21 protein-coding genes are annotated in these 25063 nt (G+C 72.0%); 3 read left to right on the top strand and 18 right to left on the bottom strand.

Annotation, left to right across the window (positions count from 1 at the left end; genetic code table 11):
* The first annotated feature begins 128 nt into the window (after positions 1-128).
* On the top strand, positions 129-758 hold the full coding sequence (locus ACGFYU_RS29615) for a hypothetical protein (protein ID WP_393830366.1): 630 nt from the start codon (positions 129-131) through the stop codon (positions 756-758).
* A gap of 157 nt (positions 759-915) precedes the next feature.
* Here ACGFYU_RS29615 and ACGFYU_RS29610 read toward each other — a convergent pair whose 3' ends face one another.
* The 3 genes from ACGFYU_RS29610 to ACGFYU_RS29600 form a co-directional block, all read right to left on the bottom strand.
* The gene (locus ACGFYU_RS29610; protein ID WP_393830365.1) at positions 916-1599 is read right to left on the bottom strand and encodes a hypothetical protein; all 684 of its coding nucleotides are present in this window, start codon (positions 1597-1599) and stop codon (positions 916-918) included.
* Between the two features lie 8 nt (positions 1600-1607).
* Complete coding sequence (locus ACGFYU_RS29605) at positions 1608-2318, bottom strand: ribonuclease HII (protein WP_393830364.1); 711 nt, start codon at positions 2316-2318, stop codon at positions 1608-1610.
* 69 nt (positions 2319-2387) lie between these two features.
* On the bottom strand, positions 2388-2990 hold the full coding sequence (locus tag ACGFYU_RS29600) for a TetR/AcrR family transcriptional regulator (protein ID WP_393830363.1): 603 nt from the start codon (positions 2988-2990) through the stop codon (positions 2388-2390).
* 141 nt (positions 2991-3131) lie between these two features.
* Here ACGFYU_RS29600 and ACGFYU_RS29595 point away from each other — a divergent pair, with 141 nt between their 5' ends.
* Complete coding sequence (locus ACGFYU_RS29595; RefSeq protein WP_393830362.1) at positions 3132-4685, top strand: MFS transporter; 1554 nt, start codon at positions 3132-3134, stop codon at positions 4683-4685.
* A 72-nt stretch (positions 4686-4757) separates the two neighbouring features.
* Here ACGFYU_RS29595 and ACGFYU_RS29590 read toward each other — a convergent pair whose 3' ends face one another.
* The 10 genes from ACGFYU_RS29590 to nrdR all read right to left on the bottom strand — a co-directional run bounded on the left by ACGFYU_RS29590 (position 4758) and on the right by nrdR (position 15119).
* Positions 4758-6446, bottom strand: a complete 1689-nt coding sequence (locus ACGFYU_RS29590) for a DUF4173 domain-containing protein (RefSeq protein ID WP_393830361.1) — start codon at positions 6444-6446, stop codon at positions 4758-4760.
* Positions 6447-6623: 177 nt separating this feature from the next.
* Positions 6624-7538, bottom strand: a complete 915-nt coding sequence (locus tag ACGFYU_RS29585) for an ADP-ribosylglycohydrolase family protein (RefSeq protein WP_393830360.1) — start codon at positions 7536-7538, stop codon at positions 6624-6626.
* A gap of 11 nt (positions 7539-7549) precedes the next feature.
* On the bottom strand, positions 7550-8209 hold the full coding sequence (locus ACGFYU_RS29580; RefSeq protein ID WP_393830359.1) for a histidine phosphatase family protein: 660 nt from the start codon (positions 8207-8209) through the stop codon (positions 7550-7552).
* Between the two features lie 83 nt (positions 8210-8292).
* Positions 8293-8898: a YdbC family protein gene (locus tag ACGFYU_RS29575; protein ID WP_382636215.1), complete on the bottom strand. Its 606-nt coding sequence runs from the start codon at positions 8896-8898 to the stop codon at positions 8293-8295.
* A 135-nt stretch (positions 8899-9033) separates the two neighbouring features.
* The gene (locus tag ACGFYU_RS29570; RefSeq protein WP_393830358.1) at positions 9034-9780 is read right to left on the bottom strand and encodes a DUF2071 domain-containing protein; all 747 of its coding nucleotides are present in this window, start codon (positions 9778-9780) and stop codon (positions 9034-9036) included.
* Positions 9777-10118, bottom strand: coding sequence for a metalloregulator ArsR/SmtB family transcription factor (locus ACGFYU_RS29565; RefSeq protein WP_393830357.1), 342 nt, complete (start codon positions 10116-10118; stop codon positions 9777-9779). Before ACGFYU_RS29565 ends, ACGFYU_RS29570 begins: the two co-directional genes overlap by 4 nt.
* Before the next feature lie 29 nt (positions 10119-10147).
* Positions 10148-10531 (bottom strand): nitroreductase family protein, encoded by a 384-nt coding sequence (locus tag ACGFYU_RS29560; RefSeq protein WP_393830356.1) that lies wholly within the window; start codon positions 10529-10531, stop codon positions 10148-10150.
* A gap of 88 nt (positions 10532-10619) precedes the next feature.
* Positions 10620-11360: a class I SAM-dependent methyltransferase gene (locus tag ACGFYU_RS29555; RefSeq protein ID WP_393830355.1), complete on the bottom strand. Its 741-nt coding sequence runs from the start codon at positions 11358-11360 to the stop codon at positions 10620-10622.
* Between the two features lie 218 nt (positions 11361-11578).
* Positions 11579-14470, bottom strand: coding sequence for a vitamin B12-dependent ribonucleotide reductase (locus ACGFYU_RS29550; protein WP_393830354.1), 2892 nt, complete (start codon positions 14468-14470; stop codon positions 11579-11581).
* A 136-nt stretch (positions 14471-14606) separates the two neighbouring features.
* Entirely contained in the window at positions 14607-15119 is a 513-nt protein-coding gene (gene nrdR / locus ACGFYU_RS29545) for a transcriptional regulator NrdR (protein WP_393830353.1), read from the bottom strand.
* Positions 15120-15589: 470 nt separating this feature from the next.
* Between nrdR and lexA the strand changes: the two genes are divergently transcribed.
* The gene (lexA, locus tag ACGFYU_RS29540; protein WP_393830352.1) at positions 15590-16381 is read left to right on the top strand and encodes a transcriptional repressor LexA; all 792 of its coding nucleotides are present in this window, start codon (positions 15590-15592) and stop codon (positions 16379-16381) included.
* 120 nt (positions 16382-16501) lie between these two features.
* On the opposite strand, the gene ACGFYU_RS29535 is transcribed toward lexA, so the two are convergent.
* The 5 genes from ACGFYU_RS29535 to ACGFYU_RS29515 form a co-directional block, all read right to left on the bottom strand.
* Positions 16502-18472 (bottom strand): ATP-dependent DNA helicase, encoded by a 1971-nt coding sequence (locus tag ACGFYU_RS29535; protein ID WP_393830351.1) that lies wholly within the window; start codon positions 18470-18472, stop codon positions 16502-16504.
* A 52-nt stretch (positions 18473-18524) separates the two neighbouring features.
* Positions 18525-20381 (bottom strand): IucA/IucC family protein, encoded by a 1857-nt coding sequence (locus ACGFYU_RS29530; protein ID WP_393830350.1) that lies wholly within the window; start codon positions 20379-20381, stop codon positions 18525-18527.
* 99 nt (positions 20382-20480) lie between these two features.
* Positions 20481-21179 carry a GNAT family N-acetyltransferase gene (locus tag ACGFYU_RS29525; protein ID WP_393830349.1) on the bottom strand — a complete coding sequence of 233 codons (699 nt, stop codon included), beginning with the start codon at positions 21177-21179 and terminating at the stop codon, positions 20481-20483.
* 31 nt (positions 21180-21210) lie between these two features.
* The gene (locus tag ACGFYU_RS29520; RefSeq protein ID WP_393830348.1) at positions 21211-23517 is read right to left on the bottom strand and encodes an IucA/IucC family protein; all 2307 of its coding nucleotides are present in this window, start codon (positions 23515-23517) and stop codon (positions 21211-21213) included.
* Between the two features lie 22 nt (positions 23518-23539).
* Positions 23540-24817: a diaminobutyrate--2-oxoglutarate transaminase family protein gene (locus tag ACGFYU_RS29515; protein WP_393830409.1), complete on the bottom strand. Its 1278-nt coding sequence runs from the start codon at positions 24815-24817 to the stop codon at positions 23540-23542.
* Positions 24818-25063 lie beyond the last annotated feature (246 nt).

The following is a 25063-nucleotide window of genomic DNA, read 5'->3' as shown; positions in this document are numbered from 1 at the left end:
CGCATGCTCGGAGGCCACGCGAGAATCGGAGTGCTCCCGCTCGGCTCCCCGGCACTCCCCTGGGCCGCGCTGCGGCGCGCCCAACTCCAGCCGTGCCCGTCCGCGGGCGTGTACCCGAAGGGAGGACCGTGACCTTCGGATTCGCCCCGCCCTCGACCACGTCCCTGACAACGGCCACCGGCGGCGCCAGTCGGCACGGCCGACTGCTGGAACCCGCCGAATGGACGGCGGCGGGCATCCCGCTGCTGCGCAATCCGCGCGAGGTGGTCAGCGGGCTGCACTCCCGGCACAGCCCGGTGCCCTCGACGGCGGTCATCGCCGTCCTCGGTCCGGAGGAGGAGCTCGTGGCCAGCGCCTCGTTCGTGCAGCGGTCCGTCTCGGCCGACGGCTGGGAGTACCGCAACGCCCTGCTGTCCCGGCTGCGCCGGGTCCTGCCGCACGACCTGCGGCGCCGCACCCCGGTGCGGACCGCGGTGCTGCTCTACTGCCGCGAGGGCGACGAGCGGTGGACCGAGGAGGACGGGGCGTGGATGTGGGGGCTGCGTGACGCCTGCACCCTGCACGGACTGCGCTGCGGCGCGTACATCACCCTGACCCGCGGCGGCTGGCAGGTGCTTGGCGAAGGCCGGGGCGGCCGGCGGCCCAGTTCGGAGTCGCGACCCCAGCGGCTCGGGGACACCGTGGCCGAGTTCGCTCCGCTCGCGCTGCACACGGGCGGCGGCGCGGCCGAGGCCCTGCGCCGGACCGCCGCGCGCTGACCCCGTAGCCACGGCAACCGGCCACGCCGGCGAACCGGTTCCGGGCAGGCCTCACGGCCGTACACCCTGGAGCGGGCGTACGGCGGATCAGCCGTCGGGCTTCAGCGGGGCCGGCCGAGGCCCGCCCCGCCCCTCGCCCGTGCTGGCGTACGGGGCGTCAGACGCCCGCACCCAGCACGGAGTTGATCTGCTTCGGGTCACCGCACACGATCAGCAGTGCGCCCGCCCGGGCGAGCGCGACCGGCAGGGCGCCGGTGAGGGACTCCACGGGTCCGCCGTTGACCGCGAAGACCACGACGGGACGGCCGGCGGCGCGCTGGACCTGCGCCGCGTCCGCGTAGAAGACGTCGTCCCCGGCGTCGTGCTGGGCCCAGTACGCGGCCTCGCCGAAGGACAGCTCGTGCGCGGCCCACGGGTGCGGGTCGCCACTGGTGAGCACCAGGATGTCGCCGGGCGCGCGCCCGGTGTCGAGCAGCAGGTCGACGGCCTCTTCGGCCGCGTCCAGGGCACCCTCGGCGGAGGCCGGGATCAGCTGGATCTGCGGCACCGCCGCCGACACGGACGGTGCGGTGGGGGCTGCGGGAACAGGTCCGGGGGTGGCCTGCGGCGCACGCTGCGCGGGCGGTGCGGGCCTGACGGGACCGGGGCGTCCGGGCCGCGGTACGGCTACGGGACGCGGACCAGGTACGGGGCGGGGGGTCTGCGCGGTGCGGCTCGCGGCCGGCGTGACGCGGGGACCCTGGGCACTCTCGTGAATCTGAGGCTCCTCGATGGCGGGGGTGAGAGGCGTGATGTGTTGTCTATCAAACACCGGTACGAAACGTACCGGTCGGTGGCACATGGGTGCGATCAGAAATCGAAGCCGAGTTGGCCTCCGTTTTCCAGCTCCACCGACTCCCCGCTGCGGCGCACCTTCTTCAGATGGCGCCACCGGGGCAGCGCGTCGAGGTACGACCACGAGAGCCGGTGGTAGGGGGTGGGCCCCCATTCCTCCAAAGCCGCCCGGTGTACGGGCGAGGGGTATCCGGCGTTGGCCTCGAAGGCGAAGTCCTCGATTCCACCGCCCTGTTCACCCAGCGCGGCCATCATGCGGTCGCGCCGGACCTTGGCGATGACCGAGGCCGCGGCGACGGCGACGCACGACTGATCGCCCTTGATCACCGTACGGACCCGCCAGGGCGGGCCGAGATAGTCGTGCTTGCCGTCGAGGATCACCGCGTCGGGCCGTACCGGCAGCTCCCCCAGGGCGCGCTCCGCCGCGAGGCGCAGTGCGGCGGTCATCCCCAGCTCGTCGATCTCCTCCGGGGAGGCGTGCCCGAGTGCGTACGCGGTGACCCAGTCCTCCAGGACGTCGACGAGAGCATCGCGCCGCTTGGGGGTGAGCAGTTTGGAGTCGGTGAGTCCGGCGGGTGGCCGGCGCAGACCGGTGATCGCCGCGCACACGGTGACGGGACCGGCCCAGGCCCCTCGTCCGACTTCGTCGACCCCGGCGATGACCTTGGCGCCGGTGGTTGCACGGAGGGAGCGTTCGACGGTGTGGGTGGGTGCTTCGTACGGCATGGCGCCAGCAAGGTTACGCCGCCCCGCGCCGCCTGCACACCCCGCCCCGGGTACGACCGGGGCCGCGTCTCACCTCCTGAGCAGCGGGACCATCACCTCGTCGATCAGCTCTCCGATGTCCGGATCCCCCCATTCGCTCCCGCACACCTTCGCGCGGTACATGAGCATCGCGGGAATGACATCCACGACAAACGGACCAGTCGCGTCCGCTCGCACGTCGCCCCGCCCGATTCCCCGCCGCACAAGCTCCCTGATCAGCGCTTGCGCCGGCTCGTGCAGGCCGGACCAGATGACCCCGTGGAAGCGGTCGGCGTGCACGTGATCGCATTCGTGAAGGACGGACCGCAGTGCCTGACCGGCCTGCGAGTGCATGACGTCCCGCATCCGCGCACACAGCAGGTACAGGTCCTCGCGGATCGATCCGCTGTCGGGGATCTCCCCCATCTCGGGCAGCCGGGTCCGCAGGGCATCGGCCACCAGGTCCGCCTTCGAGGGCCAGCGCCGGTAGAGCGCGGCCTTGCCGGTGTGCGCGCCGGCCGCGACGCCCTCCATCGTGAGCGCGTTCCAGCCGACCGTACTCAACTGTTCCAACGCGGCGTCGAGAATCGCCCGTTCGAGTTCGGGGCCGCGCCTGCGCCCCGATGACGCCGTCGACCAGCGCGAACCCACCATGTCCTCATCCTCCGACCGAACCGCGCGCCCCCCGCACGCATTTTCAGCCTTAGTGAACGCTTGCGTTCACTAAGCATCCGCTCCTACCGTAGACCCACAGTGAACGGATGCGTTCACTATTTCACTTCGGGGGGATCCTCAGTGACAAGCTCTCAACTCACCACACCCCGGATACCGGGCGCGGCCCGCCGGGAAGGGCGCCCCGGAGTGGCGCTCGCCGTCATCGCGGCCTGCCAGCTCATGGTCGTCCTCGACGCGACGATCGTGAACATCGCGCTCCCGCACATCCAGACCGCCCTCGCCTTCTCCACGACCGACCTCTCCTGGGTGCTCAGCGCCTACACCCTCACCTTCGGCGGCCTGCTCCTGCTCGGCGGCCGGGCCGGAGACATCCTGGGCCGCCGCCGCGTGTTCATGGCCGGAATCCTGCTCTTCACGCTCGCCTCCCTCCTGGGCGGCTTCGCCCAGGAGCCCTGGCAGCTGCTCGCCGCCCGCGCCCTGCAAGGGGTCGGCGGCGCGATCGCCTCCCCGACCTCGCTCGCGCTGATCACCACGACCTTCGCCGAAGGCCCCGAGCGCAACCGGGCCTTCGGGGTCTTCGCCGCCGTCTCCGCGGGCGGCGGCGCCGTCGGCCTGCTGGCCGGCGGCATGCTGACCGAGTGGCTCGACTGGCGCTGGGTCTTCTTCGTCAACGTCCCGATCGGCGTGCTGATCGCGTTCCTCGCCCCGCTCTACATCACCGAGTCCGAACGCCACCCCGGCCGCTTCGACATCGCCGGAGCCCTCACCTCCACCCTCGGCATGGCCTCGCTCGTCTACGGGTTCATCCGCGCCTCCGAGGACGGCTGGCGCGACGCCCTCACCCTCGGCTCGTTCGCCGCGGCCGTCGTTCTGCTCGGGCTCTTCGTGGCCATCGAGTCCCGGGCCCGCGAACCGATCATCCCGCTGCGGATGTTCGCCGCCCGCAACCGCTCCGGCACCTACGTGATCATGCTCGGCCTGGCCGCCGCGATGTTCGGCATGTTCTTCTTCATCGTCCAGTTCGTGCAGAACGTGCTCGGCTTCTCCCCGATCCAGTCCGGGCTCGGCTTCCTGCCCGTGACCGTCGCCATCATCACGGCCGCCGGCCTCTCGCAGCGCTTCCTGCCGCGCTTCGGCCCGAAGCCGTTCATGGTCACCGGAACCGCCCTCGTCGGCACCGGCCTGACCTGGCTCACCTTCATCCGGACCGACTCCTCGTACGTCGCCGGCGTGCTCGGGCCGATGCTCCTGTTCGGCTTCGGCATGGGCCTCAACTTCGTGACCCTCACGCTCACCGCCGTCTCCGGGGTGGCGCCGAAGGAGGCGGGCGCGGCCTCCGGGCTGCTCAACGCCAGCCAGCAGGTCGGCGGTTCACTCGGCCTGTCCATCCTGGTCACCGTGTTCGGAACGGCCAGCCGCGACGAGGCCAAGCGGCAGGTGCCCGCATTCATGGCCCAGGCCGATCCGGGCGCGCTGGCCGCCTTCAAGGAGAGCGGACGGCTGCCCGACCCGTGGGGGGACCTCGTGCTCACCCAGGGCATCTCGACCGCGTTCGCCGCCGCCGTGGCGATGGCGGGCCTGGCCCTGGCCACGGCGCTGCTGGTGATCCGGGTGCGCAAGAGCGACCTGGAGGCCCTCAACGGCGCCGCCGAGAAGGCCGGTCCGGTGGCCTGACCACCGCCGGACGTACGGGGGCCCGGGCGCGGGAAGCGGTCCCGCGCCCGGGCCCCCCTACGACGGCGCCCCTCAGAGCTCGCTGCGGTCGCCGAAGGTCCGCAGCCGGGAGCAGACCTCGTACGGGGCCGTCACCGGGCGCTCGCGCAGGATCTGCCGGGCCCGGTACTCGCCCAGGCTCATCGCGTACCAGGGGACGGAGCCGGCCCTGGACATCTCGTCGTTGATCCCGCGCAGGGCGCAGGACCTGTGGGGCTCGGGCAGCTTGTCCAGGGCGGGCACGGCGTCCGCCGACAGGGACTGGAAATAGGCCAGGTCGATCTTGTGGTCCTGCTCGAACCGCGCCACGTTCCGCTCGGCCACCATCCCGTCCGGGGACAGCAGGCCGAAGGCCAGGACGGCCGCCGCCGCGCTGCCCGCGACCGCGCGCGGCAGCCAGCGGGCGCCGAACACCCCGGCCGCCATGATCAGTACGATGACCAGCCCGAGCCACAGCTCCATGGCGGCCACCGACACGCGCAGCCGGGTCAGCCCGTACGCGTCCACGTAGAAGTCCATCCGGCGCAGCGCGGAGGCGACGACGACCAGCGTCAGCGCGCACAGCACGCCGAGCACGACGCGGACGAAGCGGCGGTCACCGGCTCCGGAGCGCGGGGCCCAGCGCAGGGCGAGCGCGATCACGACCAGGGTGAGCAGGGTGGCCCAGAGCAGCTGCCAGAAGCCCTGCCGGGCGTACTCGGCGTGACCCAGGCCGGTGCTCGCCAGGACCTTGTCGTAGCCGCCGAACAGGACCGCGAGCTGTACGGCGTTGAAGCCGGCGAACAGCAGGTTGAGCACGATGAGCGGAAGGGCCCATTCGACTCGGGACCTCGGCTTGCCGGGGGCCACCTCGATCCGGTCCCAGCGCAGCGGGGCCGCGGCGGTGCGCGCGGCGGCCAGCGCGAGGAGGGTGCCGAGGAGGAACAGCAGGAACCGGACGGGCCCGTCCCCGAGGGAGACATCGGGGGTCAGACCGCCCAGCAGATCGGCGAAGGCGGCGTCGGCGGACGCGAACAGCGCGCCGAAGAGCACCAGGAGGGCCACGGCGACGAGGGCTGCCTTGGCCACGGGCAGCCAGCGGTCCTTGCTGACGCCGCTGCGTGAGCGCAGGCCGGTCCACGCCCAGCCGACCCCGGAGACGGCGGCATCGAGGAAGCCGAACGGGCTGAGCAGCACGCCATGCCAGGTGCGGCTGCCGTGCAGGGCCAGCGCGCCGAGCAGGATGGCGGAGAGGATCGCGAGCGTGGCAGGCCAGGCGGAGTCGCGCAGGGCCGGCACGGCGAGGAGGGCGAGGCAGCCGATGGCCCAGACCACGGTCCAGGGCCTGGCCGTACGACGGGCAGCGCGGGCGGCGGCGTAGGCGGCGACGACGGCGGGCACCACGGCGAGGAGCAGGCCGGGGCCCAGGCCGTCACCGAGGAGCAGGGCGGCCGCGAGCCCGGCCGCGAGGGCTGCGAGGAGGGTCGCGGTCCGGATGGGCGCGGCCCCGGCGGGCCGGATGGCCACGACCCAGGCGGCCGGCTCGGCGGCCTGGGCACGGGCGGTGGCGTAACGCCGCTGCTGCTCCTGCCAGGCGGCGGCCGCGGCGGGCGTCCCGGGTCCGCCCGACGGCGCACCGGCCCCCGGGGTGGCGGCCGCGGCCTGCGTCCCGGGACCCGGCCCGGCCTCCCCGGCCGCGGCTGCGGCCTCGGCTCCGTCCACCCCGTCGGTCTGCTCTGACATCGGTACCCCTCCCCTGTCGGCCGCCCCCGGAGTTCCGGTGGAGGCGGCGAAGCGGACAGCGTAGGCCGACACCCCGCAGTTTTGAACAGGATCAAAAGAGCTCTGTGGCAGGACCGTGACAATCGGAACGGGATACTTCGCCCGGCGGCGGAGACCGCCGCCGGGCAACCAACCCGCCTACCGCGACGGCGACTCCGGCACCCACGTCGGCAGGGCCTCGGTGCGCGCCAGCCACCCGGCCGGAAGCACCGCCTCCCCGCGCGCCCCGAGCACTCCGCCCACGATCGCGCAGGTCGTGTCGACGTCGCCGCCCACCTGCGCGGTGGTCCAGAACGCCCGCTCGTAGTCGTCCAGCGCCCGCGCCGCCGACCACAGGGCAAACGGCACGGTGTCGTGGGCGCTCGTGCGCCGCCCGCAGCCCAGTACCGCGGCGACCGTGGTCGCGTCGCCGTAGTCCAGCATGTCCCGCGCCCGCCGCAGCCCGGCGCCCACCGCGCTGCGCGGCACCAGCGCGATCACCCCGTCCAGCAGGTCTGCGGCCTTGGGCGGGGCGTCCGTCGCCGCCGCGAGCGCGGCCGCCGCGGCGACGGCCATGGCTCCGCAGACGGCTTCGCGGTGCTGGTGGGTGGTGTAGGCGGAGATCTCCGCCTGGTGCGTGGCCTGCTCGGGATCGTCGGCGTACCAGGCGCCCAGCGGCGCGATCCGCATGGCGGCGCCGTTGCCCCACGAGCCCTGCCCGTTGAAGAGTTCAGCGGCCAGCGTGCGCCAGTCCTCGCCTTCCCGGATCAGGCGCAGCATCCGGTTGACCGCGGGCCCGTAGCCCCGGTCGAAGTCGTGGTGGTGGGCGAACGAGCTCGCGAGCGCGTCCTGGTCGATGCGTCCGTGCTCGGCGAGCACGGCCACCACCGAGCAGGCCATCTCGGTGTCGTCGGTCCACTGCCAGGTCTCGGCGACGGGCAGTTCACGCCGCTTGAGCAGCGGGTAGTTGACGGGGACGAAGTACTGGGAGCCCAGGGCGTCCCCCAGTGCCAGCCCTCGGAGGCTGGCCAGGGCGCGTGCGTAGCGCCGTTCGGGAGTGGAGTCAGGGGTCATCGCGGGTCACTCTAGCCGTCCAGGTCGTAGGGCTCGGGTGTGGTCCACCGCTCAAATGGGCGGTCCATCCGGTACCGGCCGTCGGGGCCCAGCATGAGCACCCGGAATTCGCCGTTCCCCGGATTGGACAGGGCCTCGAACTCGGCCACCGACCAGTGGAACCAGCGCATGCAGAACAGCCGCATGGTCAGTCCGTGCGTCACCAGCAGCACGTTCTGCGGATGGTCCTCGGCCTCGAAGCTGCGATAGAGGCTCTCCAGGAAGGCGCCGACCCGGTCGTACACGTCGGCTCCCGACTCGCCCTGTGCGAAGCGGTAGAAGAAGTGCCCGTACGCGTCCCGGTAGGCCTTCTGGAGCCGTACGTCTTCCCGGTCCTGCCAGTTGCCCCAGTCCTGCTCCCGCAGCCTGGGCTCCTCGCGCATCCGGACCCGCGCCGGGTCGAGGCGCAGCTCCCGGAAGGTCTGGAGGGTCCGGCGGTACGGGGAGACGTACGCGCTGATCGTCTCGTCGCCGAAGAGCTCGCGCAGCCTTACGCCGGTCGCCGCGGCCTGCTCGCGGCCGTTCCGGGTCAGCCGCAGGGCGTGGTCGGGCTCCCGCTCGTACACCGAGTCGTCGGCATTGCCCTCCGATTCCCCGTGCCGGACAAGGACGATGCGCCGTGGTCGAACCATCCCACGACCCTATTCGGCCACCGGAGCGCCCGCGGACCGGGCACGCCGGTCGAGCGGCCGGAGCTCGTACGGTCGTCGTACGGTCATACCGTCCAGGAGGGCTCCAGGTCGACGACGTCACCGGTGAGGGCCTCGACATCGGCCTGGATCTGGGCGCGCAGGGAGAGCCGCTCGACCCGCTCCTGCCGGTACTTGCCGTGTTCGGCGGCCGCGTGCCACATCGACAGCACCAGGAACTCCCGGCCCGGTGCCTCCCCGAAGAGGCCGCGGATCATGCCGGGAGAGCCCGCCATGGCCGGATTCCACACCTTCTCCTGCATGAGGGCGAAGTGCTCGACCCGGCCTTCCCGGACCCGGGTGTGCGCGACCCGGACGACGTCGGCGTCGGTGAAGCGCGGCTCGAAGCCGGTCTTCACGTCGAAGCGGTGGTCGAAGAGGGTGACCCGCAGATCGGTGTAGGTGCCGTTCTGGGCGGCGGCCAGCCGGTCGTGCGCACGGGCCATGAAGGAGTCGTAGAAGGAGCGGCTCTCCCAGAAGGTGAAGACATGCGCGACCCCCTGCCGGCCCCGGCTCCAGCCGCCGCCCTGCCCCCGGAAGCCCGGCTCGCCTGGCAACCCCGCCCATTTGCGCTGCCCGCGCTCGAACCCGCGTCGGTCCGTCACCGTGCAGCGAATCCACTTGACCAGCACGGCGCCATCGTACGGTCCCGGCGCCGCCCGGGTCAGTCCCCGGCGCGGTTGATCACCACGGGTTCGGCCGCATCCCGCTCGGTCGGCCGAAACCCGAACTCCCGGTCGTATACGGCGAGCTGCAGCGGGAAACGCTCACGCGGCGGGCGCGGCGCACCCCGTGTCGGCGGCGGGGTCCAGCGGGTGCCACTCGACGGGTACGTCGCGCATCAGCAGCGCGTGGTCGAGGTGGGCCGTGCCCGGCGGGAAGCGCTCGGGGTCCTCGAAGAAGGAGGACTCGGCGCGGGTGACCTCGGTGGCCTCCACCCGCCAGGCGTCGGTGTGCAGTTGCATCCCGTCGAGCCGGCCCGCGGCGCGCGCGGGCGAGTAGCCGCGGGCGCCCAGGCGGAAGAACTCGGAGGCCTCGGCCAGGTCGCCGAAGAGCAGGCTGCCGCGCAGTTCGTCGGCGGCCCGGGCCACGACCCGTACGCGGGTGGAGGCGTCCTTCGTCTCGTACGCGACCCCGATCTCCCCCGGGGTCTCGCGGACGTCGAAGACGGCGGAGCCGTGCGCTCCGGGGAACAACCGGCCGCCCGCGAGGACGTTGAGGCGGGAGCCGCTGTCGCGCCGCGGGATCCAGACGCCGGCCTCGGGCCCGTCCGGGCCGTCCCACTCGACGGAGATCCGGTGCGCGGCGTTCTCACTGCGCATGCCGGTGCCGGCGGGTGCCCAGCGCGGGCGGGTGTCGCCGAGCCGCAGCAGGCAGATTCCGGCGACGGCCCAGCCGCCCGCGAGCTGCGGCCGCATCCCGGCCGGCAGCAGCCGCGCCGCCACCTCGGGCTCCACCCGGTAGTTCACGAGCAGCCTTCGCTCGATGACGCTCGCCATCTTCGGACCGATCATTGCGCGCCCTCCCCGGATTCGCCCTTGCGCCGCTGGTGCCGGAGCACGATCTGCTCCGGGCACACCATGCTGAGGAACCGCCCGACGCAGGCGGCCAGCCGCTCCTCCACGAGCGTGTAGAGGATCCGGTTGCCGTCCCGCCGCTCCCGCACCAGCCCCGCCGACTTCAGCACCCCGAGGTGCCGTGACACGGAGGGAGCGCTGATCGGGAACCGGCCGGCGATCTCCCCGGCCGCCATCTCCCCGCCGCGCAGGTCCTCCAGGATCTGACGCCGCGTGGGATCGGCGAGCGCCCGGAAGACGCCGGCCTCGTCGTCGGTCTCGGTGTTCTCAACCATGGGATCTTTTTAGCACATGAGCTAATTAGCTAAATACCTGGATGCCCGCACCGCTCGCGGAAGACGTTCCGGCCCACCGGCCTGCGGCCCGGATGCCGCCGCGCCTCGGCCGGGTGACCGAGCGACACCAGCAGCGCGACGGCGAGGTCCTCGCGGCCGTCGATACCGATCACCTTCTTCACCTCCTCCTCGTCCCAGCCGTTCATCGGCGAGGTGGCCCGCCCCCGCTCCGTCGCGGCCGGCATCAGGAAGGAGGCGGCGATCACGGCGTCCTTGACCGCGTACTCGCACAGCAGACCCCGCGCGTCCAGGTCCTCGACCACGTCTCCGGAAAGTGGACGATCCTGATCGTCGACGCGCTGCTCGAAGGCACCACGCGCCACGCCGACCTGCGCCGGTGGACGGAGACCCACATCAACGAGATGGAGCGCGCCCGGGCCGCTGCCCGGGCATGACGAAGGGGAGGCCACCGACGGTGGCCTCCCCTCGTCCGGCCGGTCGTCAGGCGCGGCAGCGCAGCATCACCAGCGGGGGGTTGGACCGGAGGTCCTCCCAGTACTCCGCACCGAACTCGCGCACGCCGGCCTCGGACACCTCCAGCGGAACCCAGGTCAGCTCGCTGAACCCGGCCGCCCGCAGACACTTCTCATAGACCTCGCGGCGCGGGAAGACGCCGAAGATCGAGACCGGCGGCTCGAGCAGCGCCGTGGTCCGGACCCGCAGTCCGGCCTCGACCTCCTCACCGGTCAGCTCGGTGGTGAAGCCGTACTTGGCCAGGGAAGGCCCGTCGAAGTCGTAGTCGGGCGACTGGTTGAACAGGAAGAACTCACCGCCGGGCGCCAGGCTCCGGTGCACGTTGCGGCACATCCGCTCGATGGTGGCGATGTCCTCCGCGTAGTTGAGCAACTGGACCGCCACGGCGATGTCGAAGCGCTCCTCGAGGGGCCGCAATTCGGCCACGTCCCCCACCTCGTAGCGCACGCCCAGCGGATCGCGCTCCTCGAACCCCTGGGCCACGGCGACCATTTCACCGGAGATCTCGACTCCGAGCACGTCCGCGGCGCCGCGCCGCTTGAACTCCCGGCTGTAGAAACCGGTACCGGAGGCCAGGTCGAGGATCGACTTGCCCGTCACGTCCCCGACCATGCCCAGGAAGCTGGGCACCTCCCCGTACTTCACCACCGGCAGGGCCTTGAATCCCTCGAACGCCTCACCGATCTCGTCATACTGCTGTACACCCATGGTGCTGTTCTCCCCGTTGCGACACGCCTTCGCCACGGCCCCCGTCCCCCGGGGCGTGCCGCGGCCTCTGACTGGCAGTCTCTACGGAGCCTGACGGACCGTCGTACTGGCAGAAACCACGAAGATCCGGCCATCGTCCCGTTCAAGCCACGGACACGGCCACGGACACGACGAAGGGGACCGGCTTTCGGCCGGTCCCCTTCGTGATGGGCTACAGGTCAGCTGCAACCGCTGGTGGAGCCGCAGCCCTCGCAGATGTAGCAGGAGCCTGCGCGCTGCATCTTCGTACCGCAGGAGAAGCAGAGCGGGGCGTCAGCGGAGACACCGAGCTGCATCTCGACCAGTTCGGCGTTGCTGTGCGCGGTCTTCGGGGCCGGGACCGGGACGGCGGCCGCGACCGGCTTCGGCTCGGACGGCACCGCGGCCAGCGGGGCCGACTGCGCGAGCGACTCGGTGTCCAGCTCGTCCTCGAGGGGCTCGTAGGAGCCGGTCTCCAGGTGGCGCTGGCGCTCCTCGGCGGTGTGGATGCCGAGGGCCGAGCGGGTCTCGAAGGGCAGGAAGTCCAGCGCCAGGCGGCGGAAGATGTAGTCGACGATCGACTGCGCCATCCGCACGTCCGGGTCGTCCGTCATGCCGGCCGGCTCGAAGCGCATGTTGGTGAACTTCGAGACGTACGTCTCCAGCGGCACGCCGTACTGGAGGCCGACCGAGACGGCGATCGAGAAGGCGTCCATCATGCCCGCGAGGGTCGAGCCCTGCTTGGACATCTTCAGGAAGACCTCGCCCAGACCGTCGTCCGGGTAGGAGTTCGCCGTCATGTAGCCCTCGGCGCCACCGACCGTGAAGGAGGTGGTGATCCCCGGGCGGCCCTTCGGGAGGCGCTTGCGGACCGGGCGGTACTCGATGACCTTCTCGACGGCGGCGCGGATGGTGTCCTCCGTCTTGGCGGTGACCTCCTCCTTCTCCTCTTCCTTCTTCTTGGCGGAGAGGGGCTGACCGACCTTGCAGTTGTCGCGGTAGATAGCGAGCGCCTTGACGCCCATCTTCCACGCCTCGAAGTAGATCTCCTCGATCTCCTCGACGGTCGCCGACTCCGGCATGTTGACCGTCTTCGAGATCGCACCGGAGATCCAGGGCTGGATCGCGGCCATCATGCGGACGTGGCCCATCGCGGAGATGGAGCGCTCGCCCATGGCGCAGTCGAAGACCTCGTAGTGCTCGGTCTTCAGACCCGGGGCGTCGACGACCACGCCGTGCTCGGCGATGTGGGCGACGATCGCCTCGATCTGCTCCTCCTGGTAGCCCAGGCGGCGCAGGGCCTGCGGGACGGTGCCGTTGACGATCTGCATCGAGCCGCCGCCGACGAGCTTCTTGAACTTGACCAGGGCCAGGTCCGGCTCGACACCGGTGGTGTCGCAGGACATCGCGAGACCGATGGTGCCGGTCGGCGCGAGGACCGAGGCCTGGGAGTTGCGGAAGCCGTTCTTCTCGCCGAGGCGCAGGACGTCCTGCCAGGCCTCGGTGGCCGCGGCCCAGATCGCGTTGTCCAGGTCCTCGGTGCGCGGCGCGACGGCGTTGGCGTCGGCGTGCTGCTTCATGACGCGCTTGTGGGCGTCGGCGTTGCGGGCGTAACCGTCGTACGGGCCGACGATCGCGGCCAGCTCGGCGGAGCGCTTGTAGGCGGTGCCGGTCATCAGCGAGGTGATCGACGCGGCGAGGGTGCGGCCGCCGTCCGAGTCGTACGCGTGGCCGGTGGCCATCAGCAGGGCGCCGAGGTTGGCGTAGCCGATGCCCAGCTGGCGGAAGGCGCGGGTGTTCTCGCCGATCTTCTGCGTCGGGAAGTCCGCGAAGCAGATGGAGATGTCCATCGCGGTGATGACAAGCTCGACGACCTTGGCGAAGCGCTCGGCGTCGAAGGACTGGTTGCCCTTGCCGTCGTCGTCGAGGAACTTCATCAGGTTCAGCGAGGCGAGGTTGCAGGACGTGTTGTCCAGGTGCATGTACTCGCTGCACGGGTTCGACGCGGTGATGCGGCCGGACTCGGGGCAGGTGTGCCAGTTGTTGATCACACCGTCGTACTGGATGCCCGGGTCGGCACAGGCCCACGCGGCCTCGGCCAGCTTGCGGAAGAGCGCCTTGGCGTCGACCTCCTCGATGACCTCGCCGGTCATGCGGGCACGCAGGCCGAACTTGGTGCCGTTCTCGACGGCCGTCATGAACTCGTCGTTCACGCGGACGGAGTTGTTGGCGTTCTGGTACTGGACGGACGTGATGTCGTCGCCGCCCAGGTCCATGTCGAAGCCCGCGTCACGCAGGGCGCGGATCTTCTCCTCCTCCTTCACCTTGGTCTCGATGAAGGCCTCGACGTCCGGGTGGTCCACGTCCAGGACGACCATCTTGGCCGCGCGGCGGGTGGCGCCGCCCGACTTGATCGTTCCGGCGGACGCGTCGGCGCCGCGCATGAAGGAGACCGGGCCGGAGGCGTTGCCGCCGGAGGAGAGGAGCTCCTTGGAGGAGCGGATGCGGGAGAGGTTCAGGCCGGCGCCGGAGCCGCCCTTGAAGATCATGCCCTCTTCCTTGTACCAGTCGAGGATCGACTCCATGGAGTCGTCGACGGCCAGGATGAAGCAGGCGGAGACCTGCTGCGGCTGGGGCGTACCGACGTTGAACCACACCGGGGAGTTGAAGCTGAAGATCTGGTGCAGGAGGGCGTAGGTGAGCTCGTGCTCGAAGATCTCCACGTCGGCGGGCGACGCGAAGTAGTCGTTCTCCTCGCCGGCCTTCGTGTAGGTCTTCACGATCCGGTCGATCAGCTGCTTCAGACCGGTCTCGCGCTGCGGGGTGCCGACCGCGCCGCGGAAGTACTTGCTGGTGACGATGTTGACCGCGTTCACCGACCAGAAGTCGGGGAACTCGACGCCACGCTGCTCGAAGTTGACCGAGCCGTCGCGCCAGTTGGTCATGACGACGTCACGGCGCTCCCAGCTCACCTCGTCGTACGGGTGCACGCCCGGGGTGGTGTGGATGCGCTCGATACGCAGGCCGCCCTTGGCGGCCTTGGTCCCCTTGGCGCGGGAACCACGTGCCGAGCTGCTCGCCGTCTCTGTCATGCCGCCTCCCATATGCGGGCAAAAACGCCCTAAAGTGCCAGCGTTATTCCGCGGCACGGTGCTGTGTATCTGTATCTACGTCTTCTTCGCCGGATCGACCGGCCGCTCCGAACGCCGTGCGGAGCGGGCCGTCCGGTCAGTCGGCGGCGGAGGCGGGCACGGGGACCGAACCGGCCCCCCCGGGCTCGCACTCTTCGGGGTGAGGCCGCGGCTCGCGCAGTTCCGCGATGGCGGTCTCGAAGTCTTCAAGGGTGTCGAAAGCTTTGTACACGGACGCGAAGCGCAGGTACGCGACCAGGTCGAGCTCCTGCAACGGGCCGAGTATGGCCAGACCCACGTCGTGGGTGGTCAGCTCGGCACTCCCGGTGGCGCGCACCGCCTCCTCGACCCGCTGGCCGAGCTTGGCGAGGGCGTCCTCGGTGACCGGCCGTCCCTGGCACGCCTTGCGCACGCCCGAGATGACCTTGGTACGGCTGAAGGGTTCGGTCACCCCGCTGCGCTTGATCACCATCAGCGAGGCCGTCTCCACCGTCGTGAAGCGACGGGAGCAGTCGGGGCACTGACGGCGCCGGCGGATCGACGTGCCGTCGTCCGTGGTGCGGCTGTCGACGACGCGGCTGTCGGGGTGCCTGCAGAAGGGGCAGTGCATGGTTCCCTCACCCTCCCTCTTGGCACGACTGAATCACCGCACGGGTCCCCGGAACGGCAGAGACGGGCTCTGTCGGGGGGCTCGTGAAGCAGCCACAAGCATATGCGATGCCGGGACCCTCGGCAGACCCGAGGACCACAACTTCTGGGTGGCAGCGCTCATCCAACCACTAGATCTTGGGTTGTGGTGGATTTTCCCGGCTCCGCGTGTCGCGGCGTCCGATAGCCGGATACGAGCCCTCCCGGTGCCACACTGGGCGGAGACCCGGAAGGTGGCGACCCGACCGGGAAGGGTACCGTAAGCAGCGGATGCCGAGCCGAACCCGCGTTCGGCAGACCGATCGTCCATACACCTCTTGATGTGCCCACGCGGGACGATCTGCGATTTTTCACTCGAACGTGTGTTTGGCGCAACCTTTCGAAAGCTACTACCGTTGTCCAGCTAGGGAGAACATTTCGAGAGGGGCCGACGTGACCACCACCGCAGACAGTGCCACCATCACTGCCCAGAACCGCTCCCAGAGCCGACTCGAGCCGGTGCATGCCATGAACGACGCAAACCTGAACCCGGAGGCGGAGTCCGTACGCCCCGCCCGCTCGCTGCCAGGTCGACCTCCAGGCATCCGCGCCGACAGCTCCGGACTCACGGACCGGCAGCGGAGGGTCATCGAGGTCATTCGCGACTCCGTGCAGCGGCGGGGTTACCCGCCGTCGATGCGGGAGATCGGCCAGGCGGTCGGCCTCTCCAGCACCTCGTCGGTGGCGCACCAGCTGATGGCGCTCGAACGCAAGGGCTTCCTGCGCCGCGACCCGCACCGTCCCAGGGCCTACGAGGTGCGCGGCTCCGACCAGCCCAGCTCGCAGCCCACGGACACCACCGGCAAGCCCGCCGCCTCCTACGTTCCCCTGGTCGGCCGGATCGCGGCCGGCGGCCCGATCCTCGCCGAGGAGTCCGTCGAGGACGTGTTCCCCCTCCCCCGCCAGCTCGTGGGCGACGGCGAGCTCTTCGTACTCAAGGTCGTCGGCGATTCGATGATCGAGGCCGCCATCTGTGACGGCGACTGGGTCACGGTCCGCCGCCAGCCGGTCGCGGAGAACGGCGACATCGTCGCCGCCATGCTCGACGGCGAGGCCACCGTCAAGCGCTTCAAGCGCGAGGACGGCCACGTATGGCTCCTCCCGCACAACGCCGCCTACCAGCCGATTCCCGGCGACGAGGCGACCATCCTCGGCAAGGTCGTCGCGGTACTGCGCCGGGTCTGACCCTCCGGCCCTGCCGCCTCCATCCAGCCCTCGGGACCCACTGCGCCGGTCCCGAGGGTTGTCTTGTACTCCCGCTCCCGCCCCCGCTGCCGCCCCCGCTGCCGCTGCCGCTCCCGGGAACTACTTCCCGTCGGCCTTGGCCGCGGCATCGATCGAGGCGAGCGAGCGGCGCGCCTGGTTGCGGTCCGTGGTGTACCAGAAGTCCGGCAGCGTGGCCCGCAGGAAGCTCCCGTACCGTGCCGTGGCCAGCCGGGAATCCAGGACGGCGACGACACCCCGGTCGCCCATGGCCCGTACGAGACGACCGGCACCCTGGGCCATCAGCAGGGCGGCGTGCGTGGCCGCGACGGCCATGAAGCCGTTGCCGCCGTGTTCCTCGACGGACTTCTGCCGGGCGCTCATCAGCGGGTCGTCGGGACGCGGAAAGGGGATCCGGTCCATGACCACGAGCTGGCAGCTGGGGCCGGGAACGTCCACGCCCTGCCACAGCGACAGCGTGCCGAACAGGCAGGTCTTCGGGTCGGCGGCGAAGGCCTTGATCAGCTCGCCGAGCGTCTCCTCGCCCTGGAGCAGGATGGGGTTGTCGAGACGGCCGCGCAGCTCCTCGGCGGCCGCCTTGGCGCCGCGCATGGAGGAGAAGAGCCCGAGGGTGCGGCCGCCGGCCGCCTCGATCAGCTCGGCGAGCTCGTCCATCATGTCGCCGCGGGTGCCCTCGCGGCCGGGCGTGGCCAGGTGCTTGGCGACGTAGAGGATGCCCTGCTTCGGGTAGTCGAAGGGCGAGCCGACGTCCAAGCCCTTCCAAGCCGGTACGTCGTCCCCTTCCACCCCCTCGGGGGACAGGCCCAGGGAGGCCGCGACCCCGTTGAAGTCGCCGCCGAGTTTGAGGGTCGCCGAGGTCAGGACCACCGAGCGGTCCTCGAACAACTTTTCGCGCAGCAGGCCCGAGACCGACAGGGGGGCGACCCGGAGGGTGGCGCCGAAGCGGTCGTGGCGCTCGTACCAGACGACGTCGTATTCCGAGTGGTTCGTGATCCGCTCCGCCACCCCGTGGACGGTCTCCACCGCGGCCAGGGCCTGCTTGCGGACCGCGTCCTCGTCGTGGACGGACTTGTCGCGGGTGGCGCCGATCGCCGAGATCACATTGCGCGCGGCGTCGCGCAGGGCCATCAGCGCGTAGCCGAGGTCCTCGGGGATCTCCTCCAGCCGGCCCGGGAGGGCCAGCTCCATGACGCGTTCGAAGGACTCGGAGGCGGTCTGGAGCGAATCCGCGATCTTCTCGTCGACGAGCTTCGCCGCACGCTTCACGGCCCGGTTGACCTGCCCCGGGGTGAGCTCGCCGGTGGCCACCCCGGTCACCCGGGAGACCAGTTCGTGGGCCTCGTCCACGATCAGGACCTCGTGCTGCGGCAGCACCGGTGCGCCCTCGATGGCGTCGATGGCGAGCAGCGCGTGGTTGGTGACGACCACGTCCGCGAGCTTGGCCCGCTCGCGGGCGGCCTCGGCGAAGCACTCGGCCCCGTACGCGCACTTCGTGGCGCCCAGGCACTCGCGGGAGGACACGGAGATCTGCGACCAGGCCTTGTCCGAGACGCCCGGGGTGAGGTCGTCCCGGTCGCCGGTCTCGGTCTCGTCCGCCCAGTCGCGCAGGCGCAGCAGGTCCTTGCCGAGCTTGCTGGTGGGGGTGGCCGCCTCGAACTGGTCGAAGAGGCCCTCCTCCTCGTCCTGCGGCGCGCCCTCGTGCAGGCGGTGCAGGCACAGGTAGTTGGAGCGGCCCTTGAGCATGGCGAACTGCGGGCGGCGGCGCAGCTGCGGATGCAGTGCCTCCACCGTCCGGGGCAGATCGCGCTCGACGAGCTGGCGCTGGAGGGCCAGGGTCGCGGTGGCCACGACCACCCGCTCGCCGTGGGCGAGGGCCGGCACCAGGTAGCCGAGGGACTTGCCGGTGCCGGTGCCGGCCTGGATGAGCCGGTGGGAGTTGTCGTCGATCGCTTCGGCGACGGCTTCGGCCATGGCCACCTGGCCGGGGCGCTCCGTGCCGCCGACGGCGGTGACGGCGGCGTGCAGCAGGTCGGGGAGGGAGGGCTTCGTCATAGCACTGCCAACCCTACGGGGCTCCACCGACAGTGACCGCACCGGCGAGGATTCATGGCTGGTACAAGGGGTTGGGTACGGTTCCGTGCTGCACGGCGTGCGGGCGCTCGGGGCGGTCGCGGTAGCCGTCCTCGTAGAGCCGGTTCCGGTTCAGGCAGAGCCGTCCGATGCGTTCGCCGAGCAGGTCGAAGAGCTCGTAGCGGTCCTTGAGCTCGGGGAAGCGGGCCTGGTGGCGGAGGATCTCCGCCCGTACGAGGCTCCAGAACTCGCTCTCCGGGACGCCGAGGCGGTCCTCGCACAGGGCAGAGAGGTAGCGGAAGACCCCGACGAAGAGCCCGGAGTGGATGAACTGGGGCAGGAAGTCTGCGGGCTCGGCGAGCAGGACCGCGCGTACCTCGTCGGGGAGGGATTCCAGCTCGGGCAGCGGTTCGGCGCTGATGTTGATGTCGTCCACGAAGTCCTTGACCGCGAGCCGGACCGGGACCTCGTGCTCGTCGAAGATCACGATGGCGTTCTCGCCGTGAGGGGAGAAGACCGTGCCGTAGCGGTAGAGGAAGTGGAGCAGCGGGGGCAGGAGCGCCGCGAAGAGGCGTTGCAGCCAGACGGCGGGGGCCAGACCGGACCGGGCGACGAGTTCGGCGGTGAAGGAGCGGCCGCGCGGGTCGGTGTGGAGGAGGGAGGCGAGCGTACGGGCGCGCTCGCCGGGTGCGAGCCGGCCGGTCAGGGGCTCGCGCCAGATCGCCCCGAGGAGCTCCTTGTACTGGTACGGGACCTCGGGGAGCCGGTCGTAGACGGGGTGGCGGATGGTGACGGAGGCGACCTCGCCGAGCAGGATGACGCGGCATTCGTCGCGGAGGAAGGGGTCGGAGTCCCGGAGGGAGTGGATCCAGGCGGTGACGGCGGGAGCGGCGAGGGCGAGGTCGCTGGGCAGGCCGCGCCACACCATGGTGTTGAAGACGGAGAGCGGGAGCTTGACGCTGTGCCGGTCGGGGCGGGTGAGGTTGAGGAAGGTGCGGATCGACTGCTGGGGCAGGCGCAGGTCGGGATCGGCGGGGAGGGGGACGAGGGTGCCGGAGGCGAGGGCCGGGGCGAAGAGGGGGAGGACGACCTCGTCCCACTGCCAGGGGTGGACCGGCAGGTAGAGGTAGCCGCGCGGGTCGAGGCCGCGGTCGCGCAGGGCCTGGTCGAAAGCGGCGCGGGTGACGGGGTCGAGCTCGGCGGCGTAGAGGCGGGCGGGATCCTCCAGGCCGGCGGTGCCGCGGTAGCTGGCGAGCGTGGTGTGGGCGGCGAGCCAGGGCAGCCGCTGGCGGGTGCGGGCCTCGGGGGCCCAGGCCGCGGTGTCGGAGGCGGAGAGTCCGATGCGGCCCTTGTTGAGGACGAGCCAGGGGTGCCCGGTCTGGTGGCCTTCGAGGCCGGCGTAGTCGAGCTCGGCGAGGACGTCGGCGGTGAGCGCGGTGTGATCGATCCGGGCGTCGGCGGCGAGGGTTGCGCTGAGCTCGCGGACGAGGTGACCGAGGGTGGGGCCGTCGAGGCGGAGGAGGCCGCGGGAGCGGATGAGGAAGGCGTACGGGTCCCCGAAGGCGGTCGGGGGTTCGGTGGCGGGTGGGGGTGGGGTGAGGGTGATGGTGTCCGGGGCGACGTGCCAGCTGCCGTAGGCGCGGCGGCGGGCCCGGAAGCCGAGGCTGCTGCCGTCGTCGAGGGTCAGGGTCCAGGCGTCGCCCGCGGCGGCCGGGGCGGGGACGGGCTGGACGATCTCCTCGTAGGCGAACTCGCCCAGCATCTTGGCGAGCAGTCGGCGGGCGGCGAAGTCCCAGGTCGCGCGGGTCAATTCGGGTGGTGTGCAGGGGTGTTGGGGCGACGGGGGCACGGCGGGGTCTGCGGAGTCGGGGGCTGCCGGGAAATTCTGCACGGGACTCCTCGGAGATCGGGAACTTTGCTGCGTGACGCAGAGTTTTCGAAGGGAGAGGTGCGACGAGAAGAAGGACGGTCGGGGTGTGCGGGGCGGCGATCAGAGGAGATTGCGCAGCGCCCGCTCCCGGATCATCAGGGCGGCGCGCTTCTCGGGAAGATCGATTTCCGTGTGACAGCGGAAACCGGAGCTGAGAAAGGCCGATACGGAGGGGGTGTTGCGGATGTCCGGTTCCGCGATGACGCGTGTGCAGCGAGGGCGGTTGTCGAGCACCAGGTCGGCGACGGCGCGCAGCAGTGTGGTGCCCAGGCCCCGGCCTCGGTTCGTGCCGTCCCCGATGAGCAGGTGGATACCCGTGTCGTGGGGGCGCGCCGGGTAGTGGCGGGAGAGCGGGTCGAGGTCGGCCCGGTAGATCTCCCAGTAGCTCATCGGTGTGCCGTCGAGGAGGCCGAGGCAGGGGATGCTGCGGCCGTCCCCGTCCAGCTGTGCCCGTAGGTGGGCGGCGGTGACGGCGGAGGGGCCGGCGAGCTCCCAGTAGGCGGCCACCTCGGGGTCGTTCATCCAGCGGGTGAGGAGCTCCAGGTCGCGCACCGGTCGTACCGGTTCGAGACGGAAGGCTCCGGCGGGGGTGTCGGTGCTGCCCCAGGTCGCCGGGGAGTCGAGGAGGTCGGCCTCGGCGAGGAGGGGCAACAGCCCGGCGGTGAGCCGCAGTTCAACGGTGTCGTGGAAGGCGTGGGTCGCGTCGGTGGCGTCGGTGGCGGAGCCGACGGAATCGGCAGGGGCGTCAGTGGTGGGCATGGGGGCTCTTCTCCGTGTCGGTGCCGACGCGTCAATCGTGAAGGGGGTTGGTGATGGTGACGTAGACGGACTGGGTGTCGACGGGGCCGACGAGTTCGTCCAGGCCGCCCAGGCGGGTGAGCAGGTTCGCCTTGCAGCGCAGGGTGGGCGAGTCGAGCAGCTTCGCGGGGAGCGGGCCGAGGCCCGAGGCCTTGCCGAGGAAGCGGCGGAAGGCGGCGAGGAGGACGCGTTCGTCGGCGAGCCGCTGGGATCCGAAGGCGCCGATGAGACCGAGGACGTTGTTGATGCCGAGGTAGTAGGCGAAGCGTTCGTCGGTGACGGCGTCGGAGACGAAGGTGTCGCTGGCGCTGCCGATGCCGGGCAGCCGGTGCTCCAGTTCCGCGCGGCGCGAGGCGCGGAAGTAGTAGCCCTGGTTGTCGCGGTAGCGGCCGCCGATCGGCCAGCCGGCCGGGTCGAGGAGGACCAGGGTGTTCTGCTGGTGCGCTTCGAGGGCGATTCCGGCGAGCGCGTCGAAGGCGAGGACCGGCAGGACCACGTGGTCGAGGTAGCGCAGGAACCACTCGGCGGCGACGGCCGAGGTGGTGTGCCCGGTGGCGGCGGCGAGAGCGGAGACGATCTCGGCGAGCCGGGAGCTCGTGGTGGTCCGGCCGGGCCATGGGCGGGGTGTGGTGAGTGCGGCGATGCAGACGGCGTCGTCGCCCGAGCGGAAGGGGTTGTGGCGCAGCAGGGCGTCGAGTCCGGGGACGGGGGTGCCGTCCGGGGAGTCGACGGCGACCCAGGCGGGGTCGCGGACGATGTCGAAGCCGGGGTGGGCCGCCTGCCACTGCTCGGCGAGGCCGGTGCGGAGCAGCCGGTGCACTTCCACTCCGCGGTGGAGCTCCTTGCGGAGGTTCTCGCGGCGGGAGTTGGTGATGCGCAGGCCCAGGGAGAGCTTGAGCATCGCGGGCGCGCCGGGGCGGTGGACGGTGCGGACGGAGGAGGTGGGGTACCAGGGGGCGCCGTACGGGCCCAGGTCGTGCAGGAGTCCCGCGTCGCGGAGGGCGGTGACGGCGGGGCGCTGGAGCAGGTCGCGGGCCTGCCAGGGGTGAAGGGGAAGGGGGGTGGTGCCGTCGGGCAGCGGGAGCCCAGGGCCGAGCCGGCCGAGGAGCTGGGCGGCGGTGACGGGGCGGCCGCGTTCGGTCCAGGCGGAGTCGGTGGCGAGGAGGGCAGGGTCGACGGCGAACCAGTGCAGGGGGAAGGAGCCGTGCAGTTCGGGTGAGTAGAGGCGCGCTTCGGCCTCGGAGAGTCCCTCGCGGCTCTTCGGGTCGGGCTGGAGGGGGTGGCCGAGGAGGAGGGACTGTTCGGCGGTCAGGAAGCGGTCCACACCGATGAGGGCGGGGGCGGCCGGGCGCCGGCGCCGGTCGGCGATGAACTCGGCGGTGCGGCGGGCCGAGTCGGCGACCCGGGCGACGAGGTCGGCGCCGGCCTGGCCGCCGGAGGGGGCCGTACGGATGCCCTCGCGGGCGAGCAGGGCGGCGAGGGTGACGGCGTCCACCGGCGGGGCGGCGGCGGGCGCGCCGGCGAGCCGGGCGGGGCCGAAGCGGTGCCAGCCGGCCAGGGACCAGTGGCGGACGGAGACGTGGAGGGCGGCGCCGGATGCGGGGAGGGGGATGCGCAGCAGGGTCCCGGAGGGCCCGTCGGGACGGCCGATGCGGGCTTCGCGGACCCAGCACCGGAGCAGGTTCTCGACCGCGGCGGCCTGGGCGGCGACGGCCGCGTCGGGGTGGTCCAGGAGGTCGGGCAGCGCGTCCGGTTCCGGCCCGGCGCCACCGCCCCACCCCGACCGGACTCTCAGCGTCCCGTCCTTCTGCCGCGGCACCATGGCCGCCGCCCCGACACCGGTGGCGGCGGGGGCGGCGGGACCGACCTGGGGCTGCGGGTGCGGCTGCCCCTCTCCCGGCGCACCGGGGCGGGGCGCCGCGGCCGGACTGCCCTGCTGCGGACGCGGCTGCGGGTTTGCCTCTGGCTGCGGGTGCGACTGCGGCTGCGCGTGTTCCGGTGTGCCCGGGCGGGGGGCGGCGGCCGGGTCCCGTTCGGCGGGGGGCTCGTGGGCCTCGCCGACCGCGGGCTCCGTGGGTGACGCCTGCCCGGGTTCCGGCGCCTGGGGTCGGCCGACCGGTGGGGTCCCCGCGGGCCGGGCCGGGGGTGGTGGGGGCTGGGCTCCCGGGACGGGCTCGGCAGCCGCGGCTGCGCCGGCCACCTCGGGGGCGGGGCCCGGTGCGGTGGCGGGCGGCCGGTCCTCGGACCGGGGGTCCGGGGTGGGGTGGTGGGGTGGGGTGGACTGGTGCGGGTCGGGCATCGCGGGTCCTTGGGGTGGCGGGTCAGCGGGGCCGGTGGGCGGCGGCCGGGATGGCGTCGGCCAGGCGGTCGAGGACCGCGGCGGCCTGCTCGTCGGTCAGGGTCAGTGGGGGGAGGAGCCGGACGACGGCGGAGTGGCGGCCGCCCAGTTCGACGATCAGGCCGCGGTCCAGGCACTCCTGGCGGACGGCTGCGGCGAGGGCCGGTGCGGCGGTCCCGGTGTCGGGGTCGACGAGTTCGATGCCGATCATCAGGCCGCGGCCCCGGACGTCCCCGATGCAGGGGTGGGCGGAGGCGAGGCCGCGCAGGGCGGTCAGCATGCGCTCGCCCAGGGCTCCGGCCCGCTCGGCGAGCCGGTTCTCGCGTACGAAGGCGAACGTGGCAGTGCCGGCGGCCATGGCCAGTTGGTTGCCGCGGAAGGTGCCGGCGTGGGCGCCGGGGGCCCAGACGTCCAGGCCCGCGCGGTAGACGATCACCGCCAGCGGCAGGCTGCCGCCGATCGCCTTGGACAGCACCATCACGTCGGGCACCACACCGGCGTGGTCGACGCCCCAGAAGGCGCCGGTGCGGCCGACGCCCGTCTGCACCTCGTCCGCGATCAACGGGATGCCGCGCGCCTCGGTGATCTCGCGCATCCGGCGCAGCCAGGCGTCGGGGGCCGGGATGACCCCGCCCTCACCCTGCAGCGGTTCGACGATCATGGCCGCGGGGGCGGGCACCCCGCCCTTGGGGTCATCCAGGAGGTGCTCCGCCCAGCGGGCACCGAGTTCGGCTCCCTCGGGACCGCCGACTCCGAAGGGGCAGCGGTAGTCCTGCGGGTAGGGCAGCCGGGTCACCCGTACGTCCGGGGCGCCACCGGAGGCGTCCAGCGCTCCGGCGGTCATCCCGTGGTACGCCCCGGTGAAGGCCAGCAGCCCGGAGCGCCCGGTCGCGGTGCGGACCAGCTTCAGGGCGGCCTCCACCGCGTCCGTCCCGGCCGGTCCGCAGAACTGGATGCGGGCGTCGGCGGCCAGTTGCGGCGGCAGGTTGGCGAACAGCTCGGTGGTGAAGGCGTCCTTGACCGGGGTCGCCAGGTCCAGCACGTGCAGCGGGGCTCCAGAGTCGAGGACTCCCCGGATGGCTTCGAGGACGACGGGGTGGTTGTGGCCGAGGGCGAGGGTTCCGGCGCCGGAGAGGCAGTCGAGGTAGCGCCGCCCGTCGGCGCCCTCGATGGTCAGCCCGCGGGCGCGCACCGGGACGATGGGCAGGGAGCGCGCGTACGTCCGGGCGGCGGACTCCCGCTGCGCCTGTCGCCGCAGGATGCCGTCCGGGCCCGCCGAGCCGCCGGGAACTCCCGGCCCCGGAGCGCCCGGCCCCGGTCCGCGGCCTCCCTGCGCCGGTACCTGGAGGGGGATCTGCGCCGCGGCGGCGGCCGCGGCCGGCTCGGTCAAAGCCACGAGTGTCGTCCTCCCGCACGGATTTCTCTTCCGGATTGCGCCTCGAACACGAACGCTGCTCCCCCATCCCCCGTACGTACCAACGACGGTGACGGCGCGGGATCACGGGTG

Origin of the sequence: Streptomyces sp. NPDC048337, from assembly GCF_043201175.1 — a bacterium.
Classification (GTDB): Bacteria; Actinomycetota; Actinomycetes; order Streptomycetales; family Streptomycetaceae; genus Streptomyces.
The sequence above is the reverse complement of the archived record's forward strand: the minus strand, read 5'-3'. Positions and strand labels throughout refer to the sequence as shown.

Bases quoted from the DNA above. Each gene is read 5' to 3' on its own strand.
- ACGFYU_RS29525 (WP_393830349.1), bottom strand. From the start codon at position 21,179: ATGCCCACCACTGACGCCCCTGCCGATTCCGTCGGCTCCGCCACCGAC.
- nrdR (WP_393830353.1), bottom strand. From the start codon at position 15,119: ATGCACTGCCCCTTCTGCAGGCACCCCGACAGCCGCGTCGTCGACAGC.
- ACGFYU_RS29590 (WP_393830361.1), bottom strand. From the start codon at position 6,446: ATGTCAGAGCAGACCGACGGGGTGGACGGAGCCGAGGCCGCAGCCGCG.
- ACGFYU_RS29600 (WP_393830363.1), bottom strand. From the start codon at position 2,990: ATGGTGGGTTCGCGCTGGTCGACGGCGTCATCGGGGCGCAGGCGCGGC.
- ACGFYU_RS29605 (WP_393830364.1), bottom strand. From the start codon at position 2,318: ATGCCGTACGAAGCACCCACCCACACCGTCGAACGCTCCCTCCGTGCA.
- ACGFYU_RS29585 (WP_393830360.1), bottom strand. From the start codon at position 7,538: ATGACCCCTGACTCCACTCCCGAACGGCGCTACGCACGCGCCCTGGCC.
- ACGFYU_RS29550 (WP_393830354.1), bottom strand. From the start codon at position 14,470: ATGACAGAGACGGCGAGCAGCTCGGCACGTGGTTCCCGCGCCAAGGGG.
- ACGFYU_RS29580 (WP_393830359.1), bottom strand. From the start codon at position 8,209: ATGGTTCGACCACGGCGCATCGTCCTTGTCCGGCACGGGGAATCGGAG.
- ACGFYU_RS29610 (WP_393830365.1), bottom strand. From the start codon at position 1,599: ATGTGCCACCGACCGGTACGTTTCGTACCGGTGTTTGATAGACAACAC.
- ACGFYU_RS29535 (WP_393830351.1), bottom strand. From the start codon at position 18,472: ATGACGAAGCCCTCCCTCCCCGACCTGCTGCACGCCGCCGTCACCGCC.
- ACGFYU_RS29565 (WP_393830357.1), bottom strand. From the start codon at position 10,118: ATGGTTGAGAACACCGAGACCGACGACGAGGCCGGCGTCTTCCGGGCG.
- ACGFYU_RS29555 (WP_393830355.1), bottom strand. From the start codon at position 11,360: ATGGGTGTACAGCAGTATGACGAGATCGGTGAGGCGTTCGAGGGATTC.
- ACGFYU_RS29520 (WP_393830348.1), bottom strand. From the start codon at position 23,517: ATGCCCGACCCGCACCAGTCCACCCCACCCCACCACCCCACCCCGGAC.
- ACGFYU_RS29570 (WP_393830358.1), bottom strand. From the start codon at position 9,780: ATGATCGGTCCGAAGATGGCGAGCGTCATCGAGCGAAGGCTGCTCGTG.